The organism is Exiguobacterium sp. s127 (assembly GCF_018618695.1).
In the GTDB taxonomy this organism is placed as follows: domain Bacteria; phylum Bacillota; class Bacilli; order Exiguobacteriales; family Exiguobacteriaceae; genus Exiguobacterium_A; species Exiguobacterium_A oxidotolerans.
Genome location: NZ_JACSMO010000003.1, coordinates 95,605 through 114,529 on the forward strand (window position 1 = coordinate 95,605; position 18,925 = coordinate 114,529).

General features: G+C 47.4%; 20 protein-coding genes. 19 read left to right on the top strand and 1 reads right to left on the bottom strand.

Translation table 11 applies throughout. The annotated features are described in order from the left end of the window. The first annotated feature begins 24 nt into the window (after nucleotides 1–24). Together acpP and rnc are read left to right on the top strand one after the other, a co-directional pair. Nucleotides 25–264 carry an acyl carrier protein gene (acpP, locus tag KNP98_RS05420; protein ID WP_012370777.1) on the top strand — a complete coding sequence of 80 codons (240 nt, stop codon included), beginning with the start codon at nucleotides 25–27 and terminating at the stop codon, nucleotides 262–264. 57 nt (nucleotides 265–321) lie between these two features. Then, on the top strand, nucleotides 322–1,092 hold the full coding sequence (gene rnc, locus KNP98_RS05425; protein ID WP_088837388.1) for a ribonuclease III: 771 nt from the start codon (nucleotides 322–324) through the stop codon (nucleotides 1,090–1,092). Between the two features lie 59 nt (nucleotides 1,093–1,151). Here rnc and KNP98_RS05430 read toward each other — a convergent pair whose 3' ends face one another. Then, the gene (locus tag KNP98_RS05430) at nucleotides 1,152–1,352 is read right to left on the bottom strand and encodes a DUF1128 family protein (RefSeq protein ID WP_029330856.1); all 201 of its coding nucleotides are present in this window, start codon (nucleotides 1,350–1,352) and stop codon (nucleotides 1,152–1,154) included. 126 nt (nucleotides 1,353–1,478) lie between these two features. On the opposite strand from KNP98_RS05430, the gene smc reads away from it, so the two are divergent. The 17 genes from smc (at nucleotide 1,479) to topA (ending at nucleotide 18,925) form a co-directional block, all read left to right on the top strand. Next, a complete protein-coding gene (smc, locus tag KNP98_RS05435) occupies nucleotides 1,479–5,048 on the top strand; it encodes a chromosome segregation protein SMC (protein WP_214765168.1) in 3,570 nt (1,189 codons plus the stop codon). Continuing rightward, nucleotides 5,045–6,049, top strand: a complete 1,005-nt coding sequence (gene ftsY, locus KNP98_RS05440; RefSeq protein WP_214765165.1) for a signal recognition particle-docking protein FtsY — start codon at nucleotides 5,045–5,047, stop codon at nucleotides 6,047–6,049. The genes smc and ftsY overlap by 4 nt, the downstream gene beginning before the upstream one ends. A 101-nt stretch (nucleotides 6,050–6,150) precedes the next feature. Further along, nucleotides 6,151–6,471: a putative DNA-binding protein gene (locus KNP98_RS05445; protein WP_088837385.1), complete on the top strand. Its 321-nt coding sequence runs from the start codon at nucleotides 6,151–6,153 to the stop codon at nucleotides 6,469–6,471. A 12-nt stretch (nucleotides 6,472–6,483) separates the two neighbouring features. Continuing rightward, nucleotides 6,484–7,836, top strand: a complete 1,353-nt coding sequence (gene ffh, locus KNP98_RS05450) for a signal recognition particle protein (protein ID WP_214765163.1) — start codon at nucleotides 6,484–6,486, stop codon at nucleotides 7,834–7,836. Between the two features lie 93 nt (nucleotides 7,837–7,929). Next, a complete protein-coding gene (gene rpsP, locus KNP98_RS05455; protein WP_012370770.1) occupies nucleotides 7,930–8,205 on the top strand; it encodes a 30S ribosomal protein S16 in 276 nt (91 codons plus the stop codon). An 86-nt stretch (nucleotides 8,206–8,291) separates the two neighbouring features. Further along, a complete protein-coding gene (rimM, locus tag KNP98_RS05460; RefSeq protein ID WP_214765161.1) occupies nucleotides 8,292–8,801 on the top strand; it encodes a ribosome maturation factor RimM in 510 nt (169 codons plus the stop codon). Further along, nucleotides 8,798–9,526, top strand: a complete 729-nt coding sequence (gene trmD / locus KNP98_RS05465; protein ID WP_088837382.1) for a tRNA (guanosine(37)-N1)-methyltransferase TrmD — start codon at nucleotides 8,798–8,800, stop codon at nucleotides 9,524–9,526. The genes rimM and trmD overlap by 4 nt, the downstream gene beginning before the upstream one ends. A 112-nt stretch (nucleotides 9,527–9,638) precedes the next feature. Continuing rightward, nucleotides 9,639–9,992: a 50S ribosomal protein L19 gene (rplS, locus tag KNP98_RS05470; RefSeq protein WP_088837381.1), complete on the top strand. Its 354-nt coding sequence runs from the start codon at nucleotides 9,639–9,641 to the stop codon at nucleotides 9,990–9,992. Nucleotides 9,993–10,092: 100 nt separating this feature from the next. Then, nucleotides 10,093–10,632, top strand: coding sequence for a signal peptidase I (lepB, locus tag KNP98_RS05475; protein ID WP_088837380.1), 540 nt, complete (start codon nucleotides 10,093–10,095; stop codon nucleotides 10,630–10,632). A gap of 244 nt (nucleotides 10,633–10,876) precedes the next feature. Further along, the gene (ylqF, locus tag KNP98_RS05480; protein ID WP_088837379.1) at nucleotides 10,877–11,743 is read left to right on the top strand and encodes a ribosome biogenesis GTPase YlqF; all 867 of its coding nucleotides are present in this window, start codon (nucleotides 10,877–10,879) and stop codon (nucleotides 11,741–11,743) included. A 61-nt stretch (nucleotides 11,744–11,804) separates the two neighbouring features. Then, entirely contained in the window at nucleotides 11,805–12,557 is a 753-nt protein-coding gene (locus tag KNP98_RS05485; protein ID WP_088837378.1) for a ribonuclease HII, read from the top strand. Between the two features lie 13 nt (nucleotides 12,558–12,570). Further along, nucleotides 12,571–13,452: a flagellar hook-length control protein FliK gene (locus tag KNP98_RS05490; protein WP_214765157.1), complete on the top strand. Its 882-nt coding sequence runs from the start codon at nucleotides 12,571–12,573 to the stop codon at nucleotides 13,450–13,452. Continuing rightward, the gene (locus KNP98_RS05495) at nucleotides 13,449–13,709 is read left to right on the top strand and encodes an EscU/YscU/HrcU family type III secretion system export apparatus switch protein (RefSeq protein ID WP_088837376.1); all 261 of its coding nucleotides are present in this window, start codon (nucleotides 13,449–13,451) and stop codon (nucleotides 13,707–13,709) included. The genes KNP98_RS05490 and KNP98_RS05495 overlap by 4 nt, the downstream gene beginning before the upstream one ends. An 88-nt stretch (nucleotides 13,710–13,797) precedes the next feature. After that, a complete protein-coding gene (gene sucC, locus KNP98_RS05500) occupies nucleotides 13,798–14,958 on the top strand; it encodes an ADP-forming succinate--CoA ligase subunit beta (RefSeq protein ID WP_029330843.1) in 1,161 nt (386 codons plus the stop codon). 13 nt (nucleotides 14,959–14,971) lie between these two features. Continuing rightward, nucleotides 14,972–15,889 carry a succinate--CoA ligase subunit alpha gene (gene sucD / locus KNP98_RS05505; protein ID WP_088837375.1) on the top strand — a complete coding sequence of 306 codons (918 nt, stop codon included), beginning with the start codon at nucleotides 14,972–14,974 and terminating at the stop codon, nucleotides 15,887–15,889. Between the two features lie 64 nt (nucleotides 15,890–15,953). After that, complete coding sequence (dprA, locus tag KNP98_RS05510) at nucleotides 15,954–16,781, top strand: DNA-processing protein DprA (protein WP_214768595.1); 828 nt, start codon at nucleotides 15,954–15,956, stop codon at nucleotides 16,779–16,781. 47 nt (nucleotides 16,782–16,828) lie between these two features. Further along, on the top strand, nucleotides 16,829–18,925 hold the full coding sequence (gene topA / locus KNP98_RS05515; RefSeq protein WP_088837373.1) for a type I DNA topoisomerase: 2,097 nt from the start codon (nucleotides 16,829–16,831) through the stop codon (nucleotides 18,923–18,925).

Sequence of the window (18,925 nt, forward strand, 5' to 3'; positions counted from 1 at the left end):
ACTCAACTCATGGAGGGATTTCAAATGACAAAAGAACAAATTTTAGTAGACGTACAAGAGGCAATCGCAGAAAAATTAGGTAAAGAGCAAAGTGAAATCACACTCGATAAATCGTTCAAAGACGATCTCGGTGCAGATTCACTTGAAGTAATGGAACTCGTTATGGATCTCGAAGATAAATTCGAAATCACAATCGAAGACGATCAAGCAGAAAACTTGAAGACTGTCGGCGATGTCGTCAGCTACATCGAAACACAAGTCTAATCATTGACGCTGACCCACCGCTCTTTTGCGGTGGGATTTAGCTGTTTAGGAGGAATTATGACGAATCAAAAAGGACGTCGTGTCCGAAAAGGACCTTACGTAAAACGTCGAAAAGATGCGCGGACGTTTGCTCAAATCGAGCAAAAATTCGAAGAGTTACAAACGCGCCTTTCGATTCATTTTTCAAATGTCGAATTGTTGAAGCAAGCGTTTACCCATTCTTCGTTCGTCAATGAACAACGTGAATCGGATGGGGATAACGAACGACTTGAATTTTTAGGGGATGCGGTCTTAGAATTGACGGTCTCAAGATATTTATTTGAACACTACCCGGAACGTTCCGAGGGGGAATTAACAAAACTGCGAGCAGCTATCGTGTGTGAACCATCGCTCGTCCAGTTTGCCAATCATTATGAATTCTCTGACATGATTTTGCTAGGTAAAGGGGAAGAACTGACAGGCGGACGAAATCGGCCAGCATTACTTGCTGACGTATTTGAAGCGTTTATCGGTGCACTTTATCTTGACCAAGGCATTGAAGCAGCAGAGCGATTCCTCGCCGAAGCGGTTTTTCCGAAAGTGGCATCTGGTTTCTTCGAAGAGCAGACAGACTTCAAGAGCCAATTACAAGAAGCGATTCAACGGGTCGGACTCGGACAAATTGAATACGAAATCATCGAAGAGCGTGGTCCCGCACATAGCCGGGAATTCATCTCGCGTGTTCAAGTCCCGGATAAGCTTGAAGGAATCGGGACCGGTCGTTCGAAAAAAGAAGCAGAACAGCAAGCAGCGAAACAAGCCTTGCTTGAGCTGAAAAAACAATTTTAAGTAAAAAAACCATATAAAAAAAGGCGCCCGATTGGGAACGCCTTTTTTTATATGGTTTCTTACACCGTCTTCAGTGATTTTAGTTCATCGACGATTGCATCGACCTCAGCGAGTGATAACGATTCACGCATCATGACGAACTCATAAATTTCTTTTAAGTCGTCATTTTTCGTGCCGTCGAACTGCTCGGCTTTGATGACGCCTTTATTAATAATATTTAATTTATCCAAGATTGCTTCAATCATTTGTTCAATTGTCATATCGTTGAATTCTCCTCTTCACGTCTTTACCGTTAACATTACCATAAAACCTACCATTTTGTAGACCTTTCGGCTATGGTAAACTAAAAGAAAATTAAAAGAAATTTAAACATACGGGTGGTAAAGATGTACTTAAAACGAATTGAAATCAACGGCTTCAAATCTTTTGCGAGCCGGACAGAACTTGACTTCCTACCGGGAGTGACGGCAGTCGTCGGACCGAACGGTAGTGGGAAGTCGAATATATCGGATGCAGTGCGCTGGGTGCTCGGTGAGCAATCGGCTAAATCATTACGCGGCGCGAAGATGGAAGATGTCATCTTCGCCGGCAGTATGTCAGAACATCGAAAGCAGTTCGCAGAAGTAACGCTTGTCCTCGATAATGAGTCGGGAACGGTTGCGTTACCTTACCAAGAGTTGAGCGTGACGCGACGCGTCAGTCGAAATGGAGACAGTGATTATTTTCTTAATAAAAAACCATGTCGCTTGAAGGACGTCCTCGATCTCTTCATGGATACGGGACTGTCCCGTGATGCCTTCGCAATCATTGGTCAAGGACGTGTCGAACAAGTCATCTCCGGGAAACCGGAAGAGCGGCGGTCCGTCATCGAAGAGGCGGCGGGTGTCTTAAAATACCGGCACCGGAAAAAACAAGCGGAGCGGAAGTTGAGTGACACGGAAACGAATCTCTCACGTGTCGATGATATTTTATTTGAACTCGGTGGACGAATCGAACCGTTACGAGAACAAGCAGCGCTTGCAAAAGAGTATCTGATTGCCCGCGACCGGTTCGACTTTTTAGAACGTGGCATCATTGCAGAAGAAATTCAAAACTATATGGAACAAATTGCCCGATTGACGACGGAAATCGAAACGTTTGAGCGTGAGTTGTCAAATGAACAGGCACGTCTTGAGAAAACGCAAACCTCGAGAGAAGAACAAGAAACAATGCTTGAAAACATTCGCCGGACAGAGACAGAGATGCAGGAACGGTTACGAACCGTCTCGACGACGCTCGTTGAAATTCAAGGTTCGCTGAACTTGGCAAAAGAACGTGAGAAACATGGGACGCAAATGAAAGAGCGTTTAGAACAAGAAGTGGCGACACTTGAAGCGCGTGTTTCCCTAATTGAGGATGAGGCGAAAAAAGCAGTTCGCTTACGAGACGAAACGAAGCAAACATACGAGGGAACTGTCAAACGTCGTGAACAAGCAGATGCCGCATTAACGTATTCGGAACGTGATTTTGAAAAAGAAGCAGAGCAACTACGGTCTGAAGCGTTTGAAGTAGCGAGTCGGCTGGCGGCGACGAATAACGCCTATAACCGAGCAAAACAAGATTTACAGAGTGCGGAAGAGTTACGCCGGACGTTCGCGGAAGGGACAGGGTCGAAACAATCGGCGCAAACAGCTTATGCGGCCGAGGTCGACCGACTAGAAGCGAGCTCTTTCAACGTGCGGCAACAGCTCGATGCTTTAGTAGCGGAAGAGACGCAAGTTGAAACGAAACAACACGAACAGCGAACGATGATGACGCAAGTCGAACGATCCATCGTCGATCTCCATCGCCGGCGTGATAAAACAGAGGACCGGATTGAATTTTTGGAGTCCGTCAAGGCAGATTACAGTGGTTATTTCGGTGCCGTCAAAACGATTTTGAAACAGCGTGATCACATTTCAGGCATATATGGAGCGGTTGCCGAATTGATTTCCGTACCGGCCCGATATGAAGCGGCGATCGAAACGGCACTCGGTGGAGCCATGCAAAACGTCGTCGTCGATACAGACGCGACGGGGCGGAAATTGATTCAGGAATTACGCCGTCTAAATGCGGGACGGGCGACGTTCATGCCGCTCAGTTCGATTCAACGGCGCGATTTGAATCAATCGGTTCGCAATCAACTATCTGCGATGCAAGGATACATCGGCGTTGCGAGTGAACTCGTGACGACGACCGATGAGCTGACGAAATTAAAACAGAACTTGCTCGGGACGACGCTTGTCGTCGAATCGCTTGAACAAGCGAACGCGATTGCCCGTGCAACGGGACATCGGTATCGTCTCGTGACGCTCGACGGAGATGTCGTCAACGTCGGTGGTTCGATGACAGGGGGGAGCCGAAAAAAAGGGACGCCACTCTTTAGTCAATCACGGGAGTTAGACGAACTCCGCGAAGGGCTGACGCAAGGGCAGGCGGTCATTCGTGAACAAGAGCGCCGCCTCGCGGAGATGAAAGTAGTAGATGAACAATTGAACGTTACGCTTGAGACGCTTGCGCAAGAAATGAAAACGACGCGAACGACACTTGAATCACTTCGGGATGAATTGACGGAGGCGAAACATGGTCTCGCAATCACAGCTTCGGAACTGTCCGTCCAAGATGGCCAGTTGCAACGGTTGGCGGAGCAAGAACGGGAAGCGAAGGCGACGATTGAACAAGCTGAGCACGATATCGCGAACTTGACGAAGCGGCAACAAGAACTCAGACGTGATCTCGATCAGCTAAAAGAGGCACAGGCACGGGGTGCTGTGACAATCGAAGACTTGAAACAACAACAAGCAGATGCCTTGCTCGAAGAACGGACAATGATCTTGAAGTTAGATCAAGTCAATCGTGAAGTCGAACGAATCGAAGAATCGTTGAATCATGCGAAACTCGAACGGAGTCATAAGCGGCGTGATTTAAAACATGTGCTCGAAGGGTTTGGTGAAGGTCAAATCGAAGCATTGCATGCAGAGCAGGCGCAGATGCTTAAAGAACAAACAACGGTTGAACAAGAATTGAAAGCAATCACGGACCAAATCCAACGTGACGGCGAAAGTTTACGACTTCTACGGATCCGTGAAGCGAAGCTGAAAGAGGAGCAACAGTCGGCGAAACAACAAGTCGATCAAGCGCGCCTCAACCACGGCAGAATCAGTACACGTCTTGAAACACGTCAAGAAATGCTCGACGAGATGGGGCTGATTCTCGAATTGATTGAACCGCTGACGATTCCATTCGAAGAGGCGAAAGAGGAAGTACACCTCCTCAAGCGTCAATTAGAAGAAATCGGAGTTGTTAATATCGGTGCGATTGAAGAGTTCGCTGAAGTCGATCAACGGTTTACGTTCCTCTCGACGCAACGTGATGACTTAGTGACGGCGAAAACGGATTTATATGCCGTCATCGATGAGATGGATCGTGAAGTCGTCCGACTCTTTAAAGAGACGTTTACGGCTGTACGGGAACACTTCCGTGAGACATTCCGCGAATTGTTCGGTGGAGGAGAAGCGGACTTGATTCTTGTCGATCCGAGCGACCTCTTGACGAGCGGGATTGACATCGTCGCGAAACCACCGGGTAAAAAACTACAGAACTTGTCACTCTTATCTGGTGGGGAACGCGCGTTGACGGCGATTGCTTTGTTGTTCGCGATTTTGAAGACGCGTCCCGTCCCGTTTTGTGTACTTGATGAGGTCGAAGCAGCTCTTGACGAAGCGAACGTTGCCCGGTTCGGTGAGTTCGTTCATCAGTTGGCGCGTGATACACAATTCATCATCATCACACACCGGAAAGGTACGATGGAGTCAGCGGATGTTTTATACGGCGTGACGATGCAACAAAACGGTATTTCGGAAGTGTTATCCGTTAAACTAGAAGAGGCACGGCGAACATTGACTGAAGAAGTAGAATCAAAGGAGCTAAAACAATGAGTTTTTTTAAGAAACTAAAAGACCGGTTGACGACGTCGACACAAGAAGTCACGTCTAAGTTTACGGAAGGGTTGTCGAAGACGCGTGACGGGCTTGCGAGTGCCGTCAATGATCTCGTCTACCGTTTCCGGGAAGTCGATGAAGAATTTTTTGAAGAGTTAGAAGAAGTGCTGATTCAAGCTGACGTCGGTGTGACGACGACGATGGATTTGGTCGAAAAATTAAAGATTGAAGTCAAACGAAAAAATGTTAAAGACACAAAAGAAGTCCGTGATGTACTCGTCGAAGTCGTCGCCAACATGTTGATTGAAGAAGAAGAAACGGAACTTGATTTAGACCACGACCTCAGTGTCATCTTATTCGTGGGTGTCAACGGTGTCGGGAAAACGACGACAATCGGGAAGCTCGCGAATCGATTGAAGAACGAAGGAAAAACCGTCATGCTCGCAGCAGGGGATACATTCCGAGCAGGCGCCATCGATCAGTTGCAAGTCTGGGGCGAGCGCTCCGGTGTACCGGTCATCCGTCAGGGAGAAGGATCGGATCCTGCTGCCGTCGTCTTCGATGCTGTTCAAGCGGCAAAAGCGCGGAAAGTCGATGTCTTGATTTGTGATACGGCAGGACGTCTGCAAAACAAAGTCAATTTGATGAATGAACTCGAAAAAGTCAAACGGGTCATTGAACGTGAAATCCCGGGGGCCCCGCATGAAGTCCTGCTTGCGCTCGACGCGACGACCGGACAAAATGCGATGGTGCAAGCCAAAGCGTTCAAACAAGCGACGAATGTCAGCGGCATCGTCTTGACGAAGCTTGACGGGACAGCAAAAGGTGGCATCGTTCTCGCGATTAAGAATGAACTGGATCTCCCCGTGAAGTTCGTTGGATTAGGTGAAAAGATTGACGATCTCCAACCGTTTAATGCCGAGCAATTCGTCCACGGTCTCTTCGGTGACGTATTCGAAGAAAAGCAAACGACGGACGAGGCATCAGAAGAGGAATAAGCTAGGTTTGCTTGTAAAGAAAAAAACTTGACAACACACTGTGAGGGCTGTACTATACTATCTGTAAAGGAATTTCACTTAACAACCGTGGAGGTGCTCGGATGACACTTGATAAAACGAACCGGATGAATTATCTGATTGACTTTTATCAGGAGCTTTTGACGCCGAAACAACGAAATTATATGTCACTCTATTATTTAGATGATTTTTCGTTAGGTGAAATCGCCGATGAGTTTGAAGTCAGCCGACAAGCAGTCTACGACAACATAAAACGTACGGAAGCGATGCTTGAGCAATATGAAGAACGACTTTCCTTGTTTCAAAAATATGAGCAGCGAAAGATCCTTCTTGATGAACTGAAGCAGCTCGACCTTCCAAGCGAGGCACTGGTGACGATTGAATCACTGGAGCAATTAGAGTAGGAGGCATCATCAATGGCATTCGAAGGATTATCGGAACGGCTTCAAGCCAGTCTCGCCAAAATGCGAGGTAAAGGTAAGATTTCTGAAGCGGACGTAAAGGAAATGATGCGTGAGGTCCGCCTCGCGTTGTTAGAAGCCGACGTCAACTTCAAAGTAGTGAAACAGTTCGTAAATGATGTGAAGGAGCGCGCCGTCGGTCAAGACGTGATGACGTCTCTAACACCCGGTCAACAAGTCGTCAAAATCGTCCATGACGAATTGACGAAATTGATGGGGGAAGAAGTATCTCCGTTGACGCTCGCTAACCGTCCGCCGACAGTCATTATGATGACTGGTCTTCAAGGGGCAGGTAAAACGACGACAACCGGAAAACTCGCCAATCATTTACGAAAAAAACACAATCGCAGTCCACTGCTCGTAGCAGCGGACATTTACCGTCCGGCTGCGATTAAACAACTTGAGACGCTAGGAAAACAACTTGAATTACCGGTCTTCTCGATGGGAGATCAGGTAAGTCCACAAGAAATCGTAACCGGCGCGCTCGACTATGCAAAAGAGCATCACCACGATATCGTGTTGATCGATACGGCGGGACGCTTACATGTCGATGAGGATCTGATGCAGGAACTTGTCGATGTGAAGGAAATCGCCAAGCCTAACGAAATCTTCCTTGTCGTCGACTCGATGACGGGTCAGGATGCGGTCAATGTCGCACAAAGCTTTAATGAAAAGCTCGGCGTGACAGGGGTCGTCCTGACGAAACTCGACGGAGATACTCGAGGCGGAGCAGCACTCTCCATCAAGGCAGTCACCGGAGCACCGATTAAGTTCGTCGGTCTTGGAGAGAAGCTAGACGCAATCGAGCCATTCTACCCAGAGCGGATGGCGTCACGGATTCTCGGTATGGGAGATATGTTAACGCTGATTGAAAAAGCAGAGTTCCAAATGGACGCAACACGCGCCAAGGAGCTCGAAGGCAAAATGCGCGATGCATCGTTCACGTTTGACGATTTCATCGAGCAGTTGCAGCAAGTGAAACAGATGGGTCCTTTGGATGAGTTGTTAGGAATGATTCCGGGTGCCGGTAAAGGAAAGATGAAGGGCTTGAAAAATGCTCAAATCGATGAGAAGCAACTTGTTTATGTCGAAGCGATTATTCAATCGATGACAAAACGGGAGCGGACTGAACCGGAAATCCTCAATGCGAGTCGTCGGAAACGGATTGCGCGCGGCAGTGGTCGTAGCATTCAAGAAGTGAACCGGTTGATCAAGCAATTTGAAGACATGCGGAAGATGATGAAACAATTCTCCGGCCAAATGGGCAAAGGGAAAAAGAAAGGCGGCTTTGGCCTCCCATTCTTCTAAAAGTCTTTTCTCTTTTGCTGTAACGTTGTATACTAGTGAAGTTGTCAATTTGACTAAACCAAAAAACTATTTAATATCTGGAGGGACTTACGAATGGCAGTTAAAATTCGTCTTAAGCGCATGGGCGCAAACAAATCACCTTTCTACCGTGTGGTAGTAGCAGACTCACGTGCACCACGTGATGGTCGTTTCATCGAGCAAATCGGATACTACAACCCGGTTGCTAAACCAGAAGCAGAAGTAAAACTTAACGAAGAGCTCGCTCTTAAATGGCTCGCTGAAGGTGCTAAACCATCAGACACAGTTCGTAACCTCTTCTCAAAAGCTGGTATCATGGAGAAATTCCACAACGCGAAACTCGCGAAGTAAGACATTTGGAGGTGAGCGAAAGCTTACCTCCTTTTTGTTGCAGAAAAATAGAAGAATGACGATTTTAAAGGAAGGAAGTGAAGAAGATGCAATGGTTAGAAGTCGCGAAAATCGCGAATACACACGGTCTAAAGGGAGAATTGAAATTACTTGCGAGTACAGATTTTCCGGAAGAACGCTTTAAAGTCGGAAATGACGTATTTCTCGAGACGGAGGGGACGTATGTACCGCTGACGGTGAGCAGTTACCGGAAACATAAACAATTCGTCATGGTGACCTTCAAAGGAATGCATCACATCAACGACGTCGAAAAGTATAAAGGGATGAAACTTTTCGTGCAGCCGGAAGTCTTACAAGAGCTTGCGGAAAATGAATATTACTACCACGAAATCATCGGTTGCGACGTCTATGACGGAGATGAGAAAATCGGGGTCGTCTCGGAAATCTTAGAGACCGGAGCAAACGATGTCTGGACGATTAAACGTCCGGGAAAAAAAGACGTCTTGATTCCGTACATCGAACAAGTCGTCGCGTCGATCGATGTGCAAGAAAAGCGGATTCAAATCACACCATTACCTGGATTGATTGAAGGATGAACATCAAAGTCTTGACGCTTTTTCCGGACATGTTCACAGCACTCGATCATTCAATCGTCGGACGGGCACAAGAAGATGCGCGGATACATCTCGAGTATATTAACTTCCGAGACTATTCGACGAATCGACATGGGCGTGTCGATGATTCTCCTTACGGGGGTGGTGCAGGGATGTTGTTGACGCCGCAACCTGTTTTTGACGCTGTTGCGGCCTTGCCAAAAGCGAACCGTCGCATCGTTGCGATGACACCGACAGGGCAGCGTTTTGATCAAGCAGTAGCAGAAGAATGGGCGCAGGAATCGGAACTTGTTTTCTTATGTGGACATTATGAAGGGTTTGATCAACGGATTCATGACGAACTGGTGACGGACGAGGTGTCGCTTGGAGACTTCGTTTTGACGGGAGGGGAATTAGCTGCGATGACGATGATTGATGCCGTCGTCCGTTTGTTACCTGATGTCCTCGGCAAGTCGGCCAGTCATGAAGACGATTCATTTTCGACCGGATTGCTCGAATACCCCCATTATACCCGTCCTGCCGACTATAACGGATCAAGGGTACCGGACGTCTTATTATCCGGGAATCATGCAAAAATCGAGCAGTGGCGAAGACAGCAAGCCTTGAAGCGGACGCTCGAGCGACGCCCTGATTTACTCGAGACAGCCGACTTGTCCGCAAGTGATTTAAAGTACCTCCAGTCAATTTCAGGATTGTCAAAAGAATGAAATTGTGATAAGTTAAAACATGTGGCAAAAGCCACCTATTAACGATGTTCCGCTGTTGGATGCAATAAGCAAATGAAGATAAGAACATTGGTGAAAAAAGGAGAAATCATTCATGAACACACAACAATTGTTCCGTGAAATTACACAAGAACAAATCAAGTCAGACGTCCCTTCGTTCCGTCCTGGGGATACAGTCCGTGTACACGTTAAAGTCGTCGAGGGTACGCGTGAGCGGATCCAGCTTTTCGAAGGCGTAGTCATCAAACGTCACGGTGGCGGCATCAGTGAAACTTTCACAGTCCGTAAGATTTCTTACGGAGTTGGCGTAGAGCGTGCTTTCCCGCTCCACTCACCACGTGTTGCACAAGTCGAAGTCGTTCGTTACGGTAAAGTCCGTCGTGCGAAACTTTACTACCTCCGTAACCTTCGTGGTAAAGCGGCGCGTATTAAAGAAGTTCGTCGTTAATCATGTGAAAAAGTGGCTTGTCCTCGGACAAGCTTCTTTTTTTTATCGTTTATGCGTATACTAAGTCTAGGTTAAAGATTTAATCAAAGGAGTGGAACGCGTGAAGGAGTTATTTAGTTGGGTAAAGGCGCTTGTCGTAGCGCTCGTGATTGCGTTCATCATCCGAACGTTTCTATTCGTCCCGGTCATCGTGGACGGCGAGTCGATGATGCCGACACTGCACAATTCAGACCGGATGGTCGTCAATAAGGTTCCCTATTACTTTAATGAACCAGAGCGTGGCGATATCGTCGTCTTCCATGCGACGGAAACACGTGACTATATTAAACGTGTCATCGCTGTCCCAGGCGATACGCTGTACTACAAGGATGATATGCTGTATATCAACGATAAAAAAGTGGAAGAACCATATTTAAAAGAATTTAAAGCGCAAATGAATGGTGTTCCTTTGACGGAAGACTTTACATTAGAAGAACGGACCGGCGAAACGAAAGTACCCGCCGGTAAAGTATTCGTCATGGGGGACAACCGTCAAAACTCGAAAGATAGCCGTGACATCGGGTTCGTCGATGAAGATCAAATCGTCGGAACGACAAATTTCGTCTTTTATCCGTTCGGTGATTTACGATCAGTTGATTAAAAAATCATGGGCGCGTAGTAAGGTGAGTCTAGCAGAAACAGCTCCATCAACCGTGCGTTTGATGGAACAAGGTCAGGAATTGAGTAGTGTCCGCACGACACTACTTCTTTTCTTGGCTTTTTTTGCGTATACTAAGGGATGGATCGTTTCTTGAGAACGAAGTGACGGTAACTGAAGCAGGTCTTACCGCGTCACACAACATGAAGTTAGCAGTCCAGTAATATGATGAGTTGAGGTGGAATATATGACGATACAATGGTTCCCTGGTCACATGGCGAAAGCACGTCGTGAAGTCCAGGAAAAATTAAAATTAATCGACGTCGTCATCGAATTGGTCGATGCACGTCTCCCGATGTCGAGTCGCAATCCGATGGTCGAGCAAATTACGGCAGGAAAACCGCGGTTAATCGTCTTGAACAAAGCCGATATGGCTGATGCGCGTTTGACGGAGCGCTGGATGAAGGCCCTTCGTAAGGACGGAGTCGATGTCATCGCTGTCGATGCGAAACACAATAAGGGTCTTGGACAAATTCATGAAGGTGCATTACGCCTGATGAAAGAAAAACATGATCGCATGCGTGAAAAGGGACGAAATCCGAGTGCGATTCGAGCGTTGATCATCGGCATCCCGAACGTCGGGAAATCAACATTAATCAATCGCCTTGCCGGACGAAACATTGCCATCACGGGTGACCGCCCGGGTGTGACGAAACGTCAGCAATGGATCAAAATGAAGACGGGTGAGATGGAGTTGCTCGATACACCAGGTATTCTCTGGCCGAAGTTCGACGATCAGTTGGTTGGCTATCGTCTAGCAGCAACAGGTGCAATCAAAGATGATATCTTAAACATCGATGACATCGCGCTGTTTGCCATCCGTGAGCTCAAATCGCGTTATCCGGAGCAATTGATGGAACGCTATCGCTTAGACGATGTGTCCGGTGAAGCCGTTGATGTACTAGAAGCAATCGGGAACAAACGAGGGTTCAATTCAGGTGGATACGTCGATTTCGAACGGACGAGCGAGATGTTGTTACATGAGCTACGGACGGAAAAAGTCGGACGTGTGACACTTGAAACAGTCGAAGAATGGGCAACAACAGCAGAATAAGACGAGCTTGGAACCTTCTCTAGAAGGTCCAAGCTTTTTTCGAAATAGGAGTGAATGTCAGATGAAGATTCAAGACTTAAGAGAACGTCTCAAAGGGATTTCACGCGAACAATTCGCAGCCATCGAACAGGATCTGATGCATGATGAACGAAAAGGGATCAGGCTGTTATTGAAACAAACAAGCCGTCGCCTCGATCTCGAAGAACAATTGCGCCTCAGTTTTATTGAACGCTCGCAGTTCGAAGAAGCTTACCGGGCACAGGGGTGGGAGAAGATTGCTGGTGTCGATGAGGTCGGGCGAGGTCCGCTTGCTGGACCTGTCGTCGCGGCAGCAGTCATCTTACCAAAAGATTTTTATCACCCCGCGTTGACGGACTCAAAACAAATGTCAAAAAAACAACGGCAACTGGCGTATCAGCATATTCGTAAAGTCGCAGAGGTCGCCATCGGCATCATCGAACCAGCAGAAATTGACCGGATCAATATTTACCAAGCCTCGAAACAGGCGATGTTACAAGCGGTGAATGGCGTGTCTGCCGAGGCATTGCTCGTCGATGCGATGGAGCTTGATCTCAATCTACCTCAAACGTCACTGATTAAAGGGGATGCGCGTAGCATCTCAATCGCAGCGGCGAGCGTCATTGCGAAGGAAACGCGTGATGCGATGATGGAGGACTATGCGAAACAGTATCCGGGATACGGGTTTGAGCAACATGCAGGGTACGGGACAGCACAGCATTTGCAGGCACTCGATACATACGGTGTGACACCGATTCATCGCAAAACGTTCAAACCGGTTCTTGATCGACTCTAGGAGGTGAATGCGTGTGCAAATCGAACATCGGGCCTTACTTCCCTTTAAGATTATTGATCAAGCCAACATGCCGTTACGCGAAGGGGCAAATGTCGTCGGGAAAGTATTGAAATTATTGCCGGACGGGTTAATGGAGTTGCAAGTCGGACAACGGGTCCTAACGGCTGGAACAACGGCTGATTTAAAAGAAGGAATGTCGTACCGATTCGTCGTGACGAGCACGGAAGGGCAACCGGTGCTGAAGATTTTATCGGAAGCTCCACAAACTGCGGCGAAACAAATCCTGCCTTCGATGCTTGAAAGTCTCTTGCGACCAGCGTCAGAGGGAGTACCGCAGACGACACGTGCGCTGTTACAACAACTTGGCCAACGCGCGATGGAAGGATCGGGTCAAGTACTCAAACAGACAATTGTTGAGCTCATTCAGTTAGCGCGTACTGCAGAGGCAGATGGGCAAGGGTCCCTTGACCGAAAGACGAGTGATCAAATCTTGACGCAACAACTCGTTCAAGCGACGAATGAACCGGGACGCGGCATCTTTATGTTGCAACTACCACAGTTTGGTCCCTTTGAAGATGTCGATGTGACGATGGAAGCACCGTTCGACAAAAAAGAATTCAATCCGGACCATGCCCGAATCGCTTTTTATCTCAAACTGCCTCAGTTGGGCGAAATTGCGATTGACTTATTAATCACTGATCGAAAGATGGCTGTTTCCGTCTTTCATCCGGATCAACGGATTAGCGCATTCATGGACGCTTATCAACCGATGATGGAACAACGCTTAAAGGAGCAGGGATATGAGTTGATTCGTTTTGAATTGGTCGAACAAACGAAAGAGCGGGTGCCTATCGATTTGACACGTCGGAGTGGAAGGGTGGATTATCAAGCATGAAAAAAGCGATTGCTTTATCTTATGAAGAACAAATGGCAGCTCCAAAAGTCGTCGCCAAAGGTTCCGAAATCGTCGCCGAGCGGATTTTAGAAGAAGCGATCCGACACAACATTCCGATTCGGCAAGATCAGACATTGGTAACATTACTTGATGCAATCGAGGTATCTGAGCAAGTTCCGCCGGAGTTATACGGGGTCATCGCCGAGCTGTTTGCCTTTTTGTATCAGCTCGATCATGAGGGAATCACGAAAAAATAAATGCTTTCGGTCGATAACGATAGACAGCGCTTCCAATTTTAACTACAATGAAAGAGCCGAAACTAAAGGGGTTAAGGGGGATTTTTTCATGAATGTACATGAATATCAGGCAAAAGAGTTACTTCGTTCATACGGTGTACCTGTACCGAACGGAATCGCAGCATTTACGGTCGAAGAGGCTGTCGATGCAGCAGAACAATTGTCAGGCCCAATTAAAGTTGTCAAAGCACAGATTCACGCAGGGGGACGCGGTAAAGCCGGTGGTGTCAAACTAGCAAAATCGCAAGAAGAAGTAAAAGAATTCGCGACGGAGTTACTCGGCAAAACGCTCGTCACGCATCAAACAGGACCAGAAGGTAAAGTCGTTCAACGTCTTCTCGTCGAAGAAGGTTGTGCGATCGATAAGGAATACTATCTCGGGATTGTCCTTGATCGTGTGACAGGTCGTGTCGTCATCATGGGTTCAAGTGAAGGCGGAATGGACATTGAAGAAGTGGCAGAAGCGACTCCTGAAAAAATCATCAAGGAAATCGTTGATCCAGCAGTCGGACTTCAAGCTTTCCAAGCACGTAAATTAGCGTTCGCAATGGGTGTACCCGTTAAACTCGTTAACAAATTCGTTGGTATGGTGACGAAACTCTACACGTTCTTCGTTGAAAAGGATTGCTCAATCGCTGAAATCAATCCACTCGTTACAACAAAAGACGGTGATGTCGTTGCACTTGACGCGAAGTTGAACTTCGATTCGAATGCGTTGTATCGTCATGCGGACATCGTCGCACTCCGTGATGAAACGGAAGAAGATCCACGTGAAGTCGAAGCTTCAAAAAGCGATTTGAACTACATCGCGCTTGATGGGAATATCGGCTGTCTCGTTAATGGCGCAGGTCTTGCGATGGCAACGATGGACATCATCAAACACTTCAGTGGCGATCCGGCCAACTTCCTCGATGTAGGTGGCGGCGCGACGAAAGAGAAAGTAACAGAAGCGTTCAAATTGATTCTCTCAGATGATAACGTCAAAGGAATTTTTGTCAACATCTTCGGCGGCATCATGAAGTGCGATGTCATCGCGGAAGGGATCGTTGCAGCAACAAAAGAAGTCGGCTTAGAGTTACCACTCGTCGTTCGTCTTGAAGGAACAAATGTTGACGCAGGGAAACAAATTCTCAAAGATTCAGGTCTAGCGATTACAGCAGCTACATCAATGGCAGACGGCGCAGAAAAAATCGCTGCGCTCGTGAAGTAAGGGGGAGCTAAGGATGAGTATTTGGGTAAACGAATCAACAAAAGTGATCATTCAAGGAATTACAGGTAATCAAGGGATGTTCCACGGTGAACAAATGATTGATTACGGAACGAACCTCGTCGGTGGTGTTACACCAGGTAAAGGCGGAACAGAAGTGCTCGGTGGCGTGCCTGTCTTTGATACGGTTGCGCAAGCAGTCGCTAAAACAGGGGCAAATGCATCGATTATCTATGTACCACCAGCATTCGCTGCGGATGCAATCATGGAAGCAGCGGATTCAGACATCGCTCTCATCATCTGTATCACAGAAGGAATTCCAGTTCTTGATATGGTAAAAGTAAAACGTTATCTTGACGGAAAACCAGTTCGTTTGATTGGTCCGAACTGTCCTGGCGTTATCACACCAGGTGTCGCGAAACTTGGCATCATGCCTGGTTACATCCACACACCAGGTCATGTCGGAATCGTTTCACGTTCTGGGACATTGACGTATGAAGCTGTTCACCAATTGACGACGGCTGGAATCGGTCAATCGACTGCTGTCGGTATCGGTGGTGATCCTGTCAATGGGACAGACTTCATCGACACGCTCAAAGCGTTCAATGAAGATCCTGAAACAAAAGCGGTCATCATGCTTGGTGAAATCGGTGGTACGGCAGAAGAAGAAGCGGCTGAGTGGGTCAAAGCCAACATGACGAAGCCGGTCATCGGATTCATCGGTGGACAAACTGCTCCTGAGGGAAAACGTATGGGTCATGCGGGTGCCATCATCTCAGGTGGTAAAGGTACGGCATCGGAAAAAATCAAGACACTTCGTGCAAATGGTATCGAAGTCGCAGACTCTCCGGCAGTCATTGGTGAAACGTTAATTCGTGTCATCAAAGATGCTGGTATCTACGATCAATGTGTCACGGGTTCAACGGTCAAATAAAAACGTCGAGAGCTGTCCTGAAGATTCAGGACAGCTTTCTTCTATATAAAAGGAGTGTATGTTAATGGAGCGAGAATGGTATGTCCGATTTGCAGCCTGTCGTGTTCCTTATCCAATCGTCGCCTTAGTAGAACAATACGGTATTTTATCGGTCGCTGATCTTCCGACAAATGCCGAGAGTAAAAAGCGATATCAAGCAGCTCTTTCGCTCGAACACCTCCCGTCTCAGTTACTTGTCCCGACCGATCCCGAGTTCCCGCAACAGTTACTCCACATACCACGACCGATTTACGGTCTGTATTACGTAGGTGACCCGTCGCTTCTGCGTCACCCTTTAATCAGCATCATCGGTAGCCGAACCCCATCCCCGTCCCATAAAGAACGTCTATCGTTCTTACGCCCGTTTTTTAATTCCCCTTTCGTCACTGTCTCTGGTGGAGCTTACGGGATTGATTCCCTCGTCCATCGCCTTTCCTTGAAGTATGACCAACCAACCATCGCCGTCATGGCAACAGGACTCGATTCTCTTTATCCGAAACAACACGCGGCCCTCTTTAATCGCATCGCACAAGCTGGTTTGTTGCTCTCCGAGTACCCTCCCGAGACCCCCATTCAAAAATTCCAATTTTTAGAACGTAATCGCATCATTGCTGGATTATCATCAGCCCTCGTCATCGTCGAAGCAGCGTTGAAAAGCGGAACGATGAACACGGCAGGACACGCCCTCGACCAAGGGAAAGACGTCTATTGCTTGCCGGGTTGTCCGACTGAAAAAATGTTTTGTGGAACGAATCAATTGATTGCGGAAGGGGCGATTCCGCTCCTGAATCCGGAAGAAGTTTCAAAAAGTATCTTGATGGACGTTGACAAATGGGAATCGAGACTACTATGATAAGTGAGATTAAAATACGAGTACGCCTCTAATAGGGAGCGATTGCAATGGCAAAATATTTAGTAATCGTCGAATCACCTGCAAAGGCAAAAACCATCAAACGTTATCTCGGTTCGAACTATACCGTGAAAGCATCGATGGGGCATGTCATCGATTTGCCAAAAAGCCAAATGGGTGTCGACGTCGAACATGACTATGAACCAAAATATATTACGATTCGTGGTAAAGGTCCGGTCTTGAAAGAATTGAAAACTGCTGCTAAAAAAGCACAAAAAATCTATCTCGCGGCCGACCCTGACCGTGAAGGGGAAGCGATCGCTTGGCATTTAGCGAAAGCCCTCGGTGTCGATGAATCGACAGAGTGTCGGGTCGTCTTCAATGAAATCACAAAAGACGCCATCAAGGATTCGTTCAAGAAACCCCGCAAGATCAACTATGATCTTGTCGACGCGCAACAAGCGCGGCGTATTTTGGACCGTCTTGTTGGGTACAGCATGAGTCCGTTACTTTGGAAGAAAATTAAAAAAGGATTGTCTGCGGGACGTGTTCAATCGGTTGCCGTGAAGATGATTATTGATCGGGAACAAGAAATCAATGCCTTTTTACCAGAAGAGTACTGGACGATTAAACTTGAGCTTGATGCGAACGGTGAAAAACTCGAAGCAAACTTTTATGGCGTCGACGGTAAAAAACGTGAACTCCATTCTGAAGAAGATGTCAACGAGGTGTTGGCAAAACTTTCAGAATCCTTTACGGTCGACTCGGTAACGAAGAAAGAGCGCAAACGTAATCCAGCGTTACCGTTTACAACAAGTTCGCTCCAGCAAGAAGCGGCACGTAAGCTTAATTTCCGGGCGAAGAAAACGATGATGATTGCCCAACAACTCTACGAGGGAATCGAGTTAGGGAAAGAAGGGACAATCGGTTTGATTACGTATATGCGTACCGATTCGACACGAACGTCTGAAACAGCGAACCTCGAAGCGCATGGTTTCATCGAAAATGCGTACGGAAAAGAATACATCGCCAGTGAAAAACGTAAAGAGAAAAAAGCGGCCAATTCACAGGATGCTCACGAAGCAGTTCGTCCGACGTCAACGATGCGTGACCCACAACTCGTTAAATCGTATTTGTCGCGAGACCAGTTCCGACTGTATAAACTCATTTGGGAACGATTCGTCGCCAGTCAAATGGCACCGGCGATTTTAGACACGGTCAAAGTTGATTTGAATTCGAACGATGTCATGTTCCGGGCGAACGGTTCGACCGTCAAGTTCCCTGGTTTCATGAAAGTCTACATCGAGGATACAGATGATGAAGCAGTGACGGACGTCAAAGAAGGACTCTTACCACCACTCGAGGACGGTGAAGTCTTGCAACAGGAATCGATTGACCCGAAACAACACTTCACGCAGCCACCGCCACGCTATACAGAGGCACGTTTAGTACGAGCGATGGAAGAACTCGGGATTGGTCGTCCTTCGACATATGCTCCAACACTCGACACGATTCAAAAACGAGGGTACGTGACGCTCGAAGAAAAGAAATTCTTACCGACTGAACTCGGAGAGCTCGTCATTGATATGATTAGTGATTATTTCCAAGAATTCATCACGGTTCAATTCACGGCAGACATGGAAGCGTTGCTTGATGCGATTGAAAAAGGCGACATGCAGTGGACGGAAGTCGTCGATCCGATTTATAAATCATTCGCGAAACGTTTGACGCGGGCGGAAGCAGAAATCGAGAAAATTGAAATCAAAGATGAACCAGCCGGAGAAGATTGCGAAGTATGCGGTCATGCGATGGTCATCAAGATGGGACGGTACGGCAAGTTCATGGCGTGCTCAAACTTCCCGGAATGCCGAAACACGAAGCCGATCCAAGTCGAGATTGGGGTCAAGTGTCCGACATGTGGTACAGGGGACATCGTCGAACGTCGTAGTAAAAAAGGCCGGTTGTTCTATGGGTGTTCAAATTATCCAGAGTGCGAATTCGTCTCATGGGATAAGCCGGTCGAAGAGCCGTGTCCCGTCTGTAGCAGTATGATGGTACAAAAGAAAATCAAGAACGGTGTAAAAGTAGAATGTACATCTTGTGGACATCATGAAACACGCATCGATCAAGAGCAAGAGGAGGAATGA

What these genes read in the sequence shown, in the direction of transcription:
- KNP98_RS05495 (WP_088837376.1), top strand. Translation starts at nt 13,449, where the DNA reads ATGAAAAAAGCGATTGCTTTATCTTATGAAGAACAAATGGCAGCTCCA.
- KNP98_RS05445 (WP_088837385.1), top strand. Translation starts at nt 6,151, where the DNA reads ATGACACTTGATAAAACGAACCGGATGAATTATCTGATTGACTTTTAT.
- rpsP (WP_012370770.1), top strand. Translation starts at nt 7,930, where the DNA reads ATGGCAGTTAAAATTCGTCTTAAGCGCATGGGCGCAAACAAATCACCT.
- sucD (WP_088837375.1), top strand. Translation starts at nt 14,972, where the DNA reads ATGAGTATTTGGGTAAACGAATCAACAAAAGTGATCATTCAAGGAATT.
- trmD (WP_088837382.1), top strand. Translation starts at nt 8,798, where the DNA reads ATGAACATCAAAGTCTTGACGCTTTTTCCGGACATGTTCACAGCACTC.
- ylqF (WP_088837379.1), top strand. Translation starts at nt 10,877, where the DNA reads ATGACGATACAATGGTTCCCTGGTCACATGGCGAAAGCACGTCGTGAA.
- ffh (WP_214765163.1), top strand. Translation starts at nt 6,484, where the DNA reads ATGGCATTCGAAGGATTATCGGAACGGCTTCAAGCCAGTCTCGCCAAA.
- rnc (WP_088837388.1), top strand. Translation starts at nt 322, where the DNA reads ATGACGAATCAAAAAGGACGTCGTGTCCGAAAAGGACCTTACGTAAAA.
- dprA (WP_214768595.1), top strand. Translation starts at nt 15,954, where the DNA reads ATGGAGCGAGAATGGTATGTCCGATTTGCAGCCTGTCGTGTTCCTTAT.
- KNP98_RS05485 (WP_088837378.1), top strand. Translation starts at nt 11,805, where the DNA reads ATGAAGATTCAAGACTTAAGAGAACGTCTCAAAGGGATTTCACGCGAA.
- KNP98_RS05430 (WP_029330856.1), bottom strand. Translation starts at nt 1,352, where the DNA reads ATGACAATTGAACAAATGATTGAAGCAATCTTGGATAAATTAAATATT.
- ftsY (WP_214765165.1), top strand. Translation starts at nt 5,045, where the DNA reads ATGAGTTTTTTTAAGAAACTAAAAGACCGGTTGACGACGTCGACACAA.
- rimM (WP_214765161.1), top strand. Translation starts at nt 8,292, where the DNA reads ATGCAATGGTTAGAAGTCGCGAAAATCGCGAATACACACGGTCTAAAG.
- acpP (WP_012370777.1), top strand. Translation starts at nt 25, where the DNA reads ATGACAAAAGAACAAATTTTAGTAGACGTACAAGAGGCAATCGCAGAA.
- rplS (WP_088837381.1), top strand. Translation starts at nt 9,639, where the DNA reads ATGAACACACAACAATTGTTCCGTGAAATTACACAAGAACAAATCAAG.
- sucC (WP_029330843.1), top strand. Translation starts at nt 13,798, where the DNA reads ATGAATGTACATGAATATCAGGCAAAAGAGTTACTTCGTTCATACGGT.
- smc (WP_214765168.1), top strand. Translation starts at nt 1,479, where the DNA reads ATGTACTTAAAACGAATTGAAATCAACGGCTTCAAATCTTTTGCGAGC.
- topA (WP_088837373.1), top strand. Translation starts at nt 16,829, where the DNA reads ATGGCAAAATATTTAGTAATCGTCGAATCACCTGCAAAGGCAAAAACC.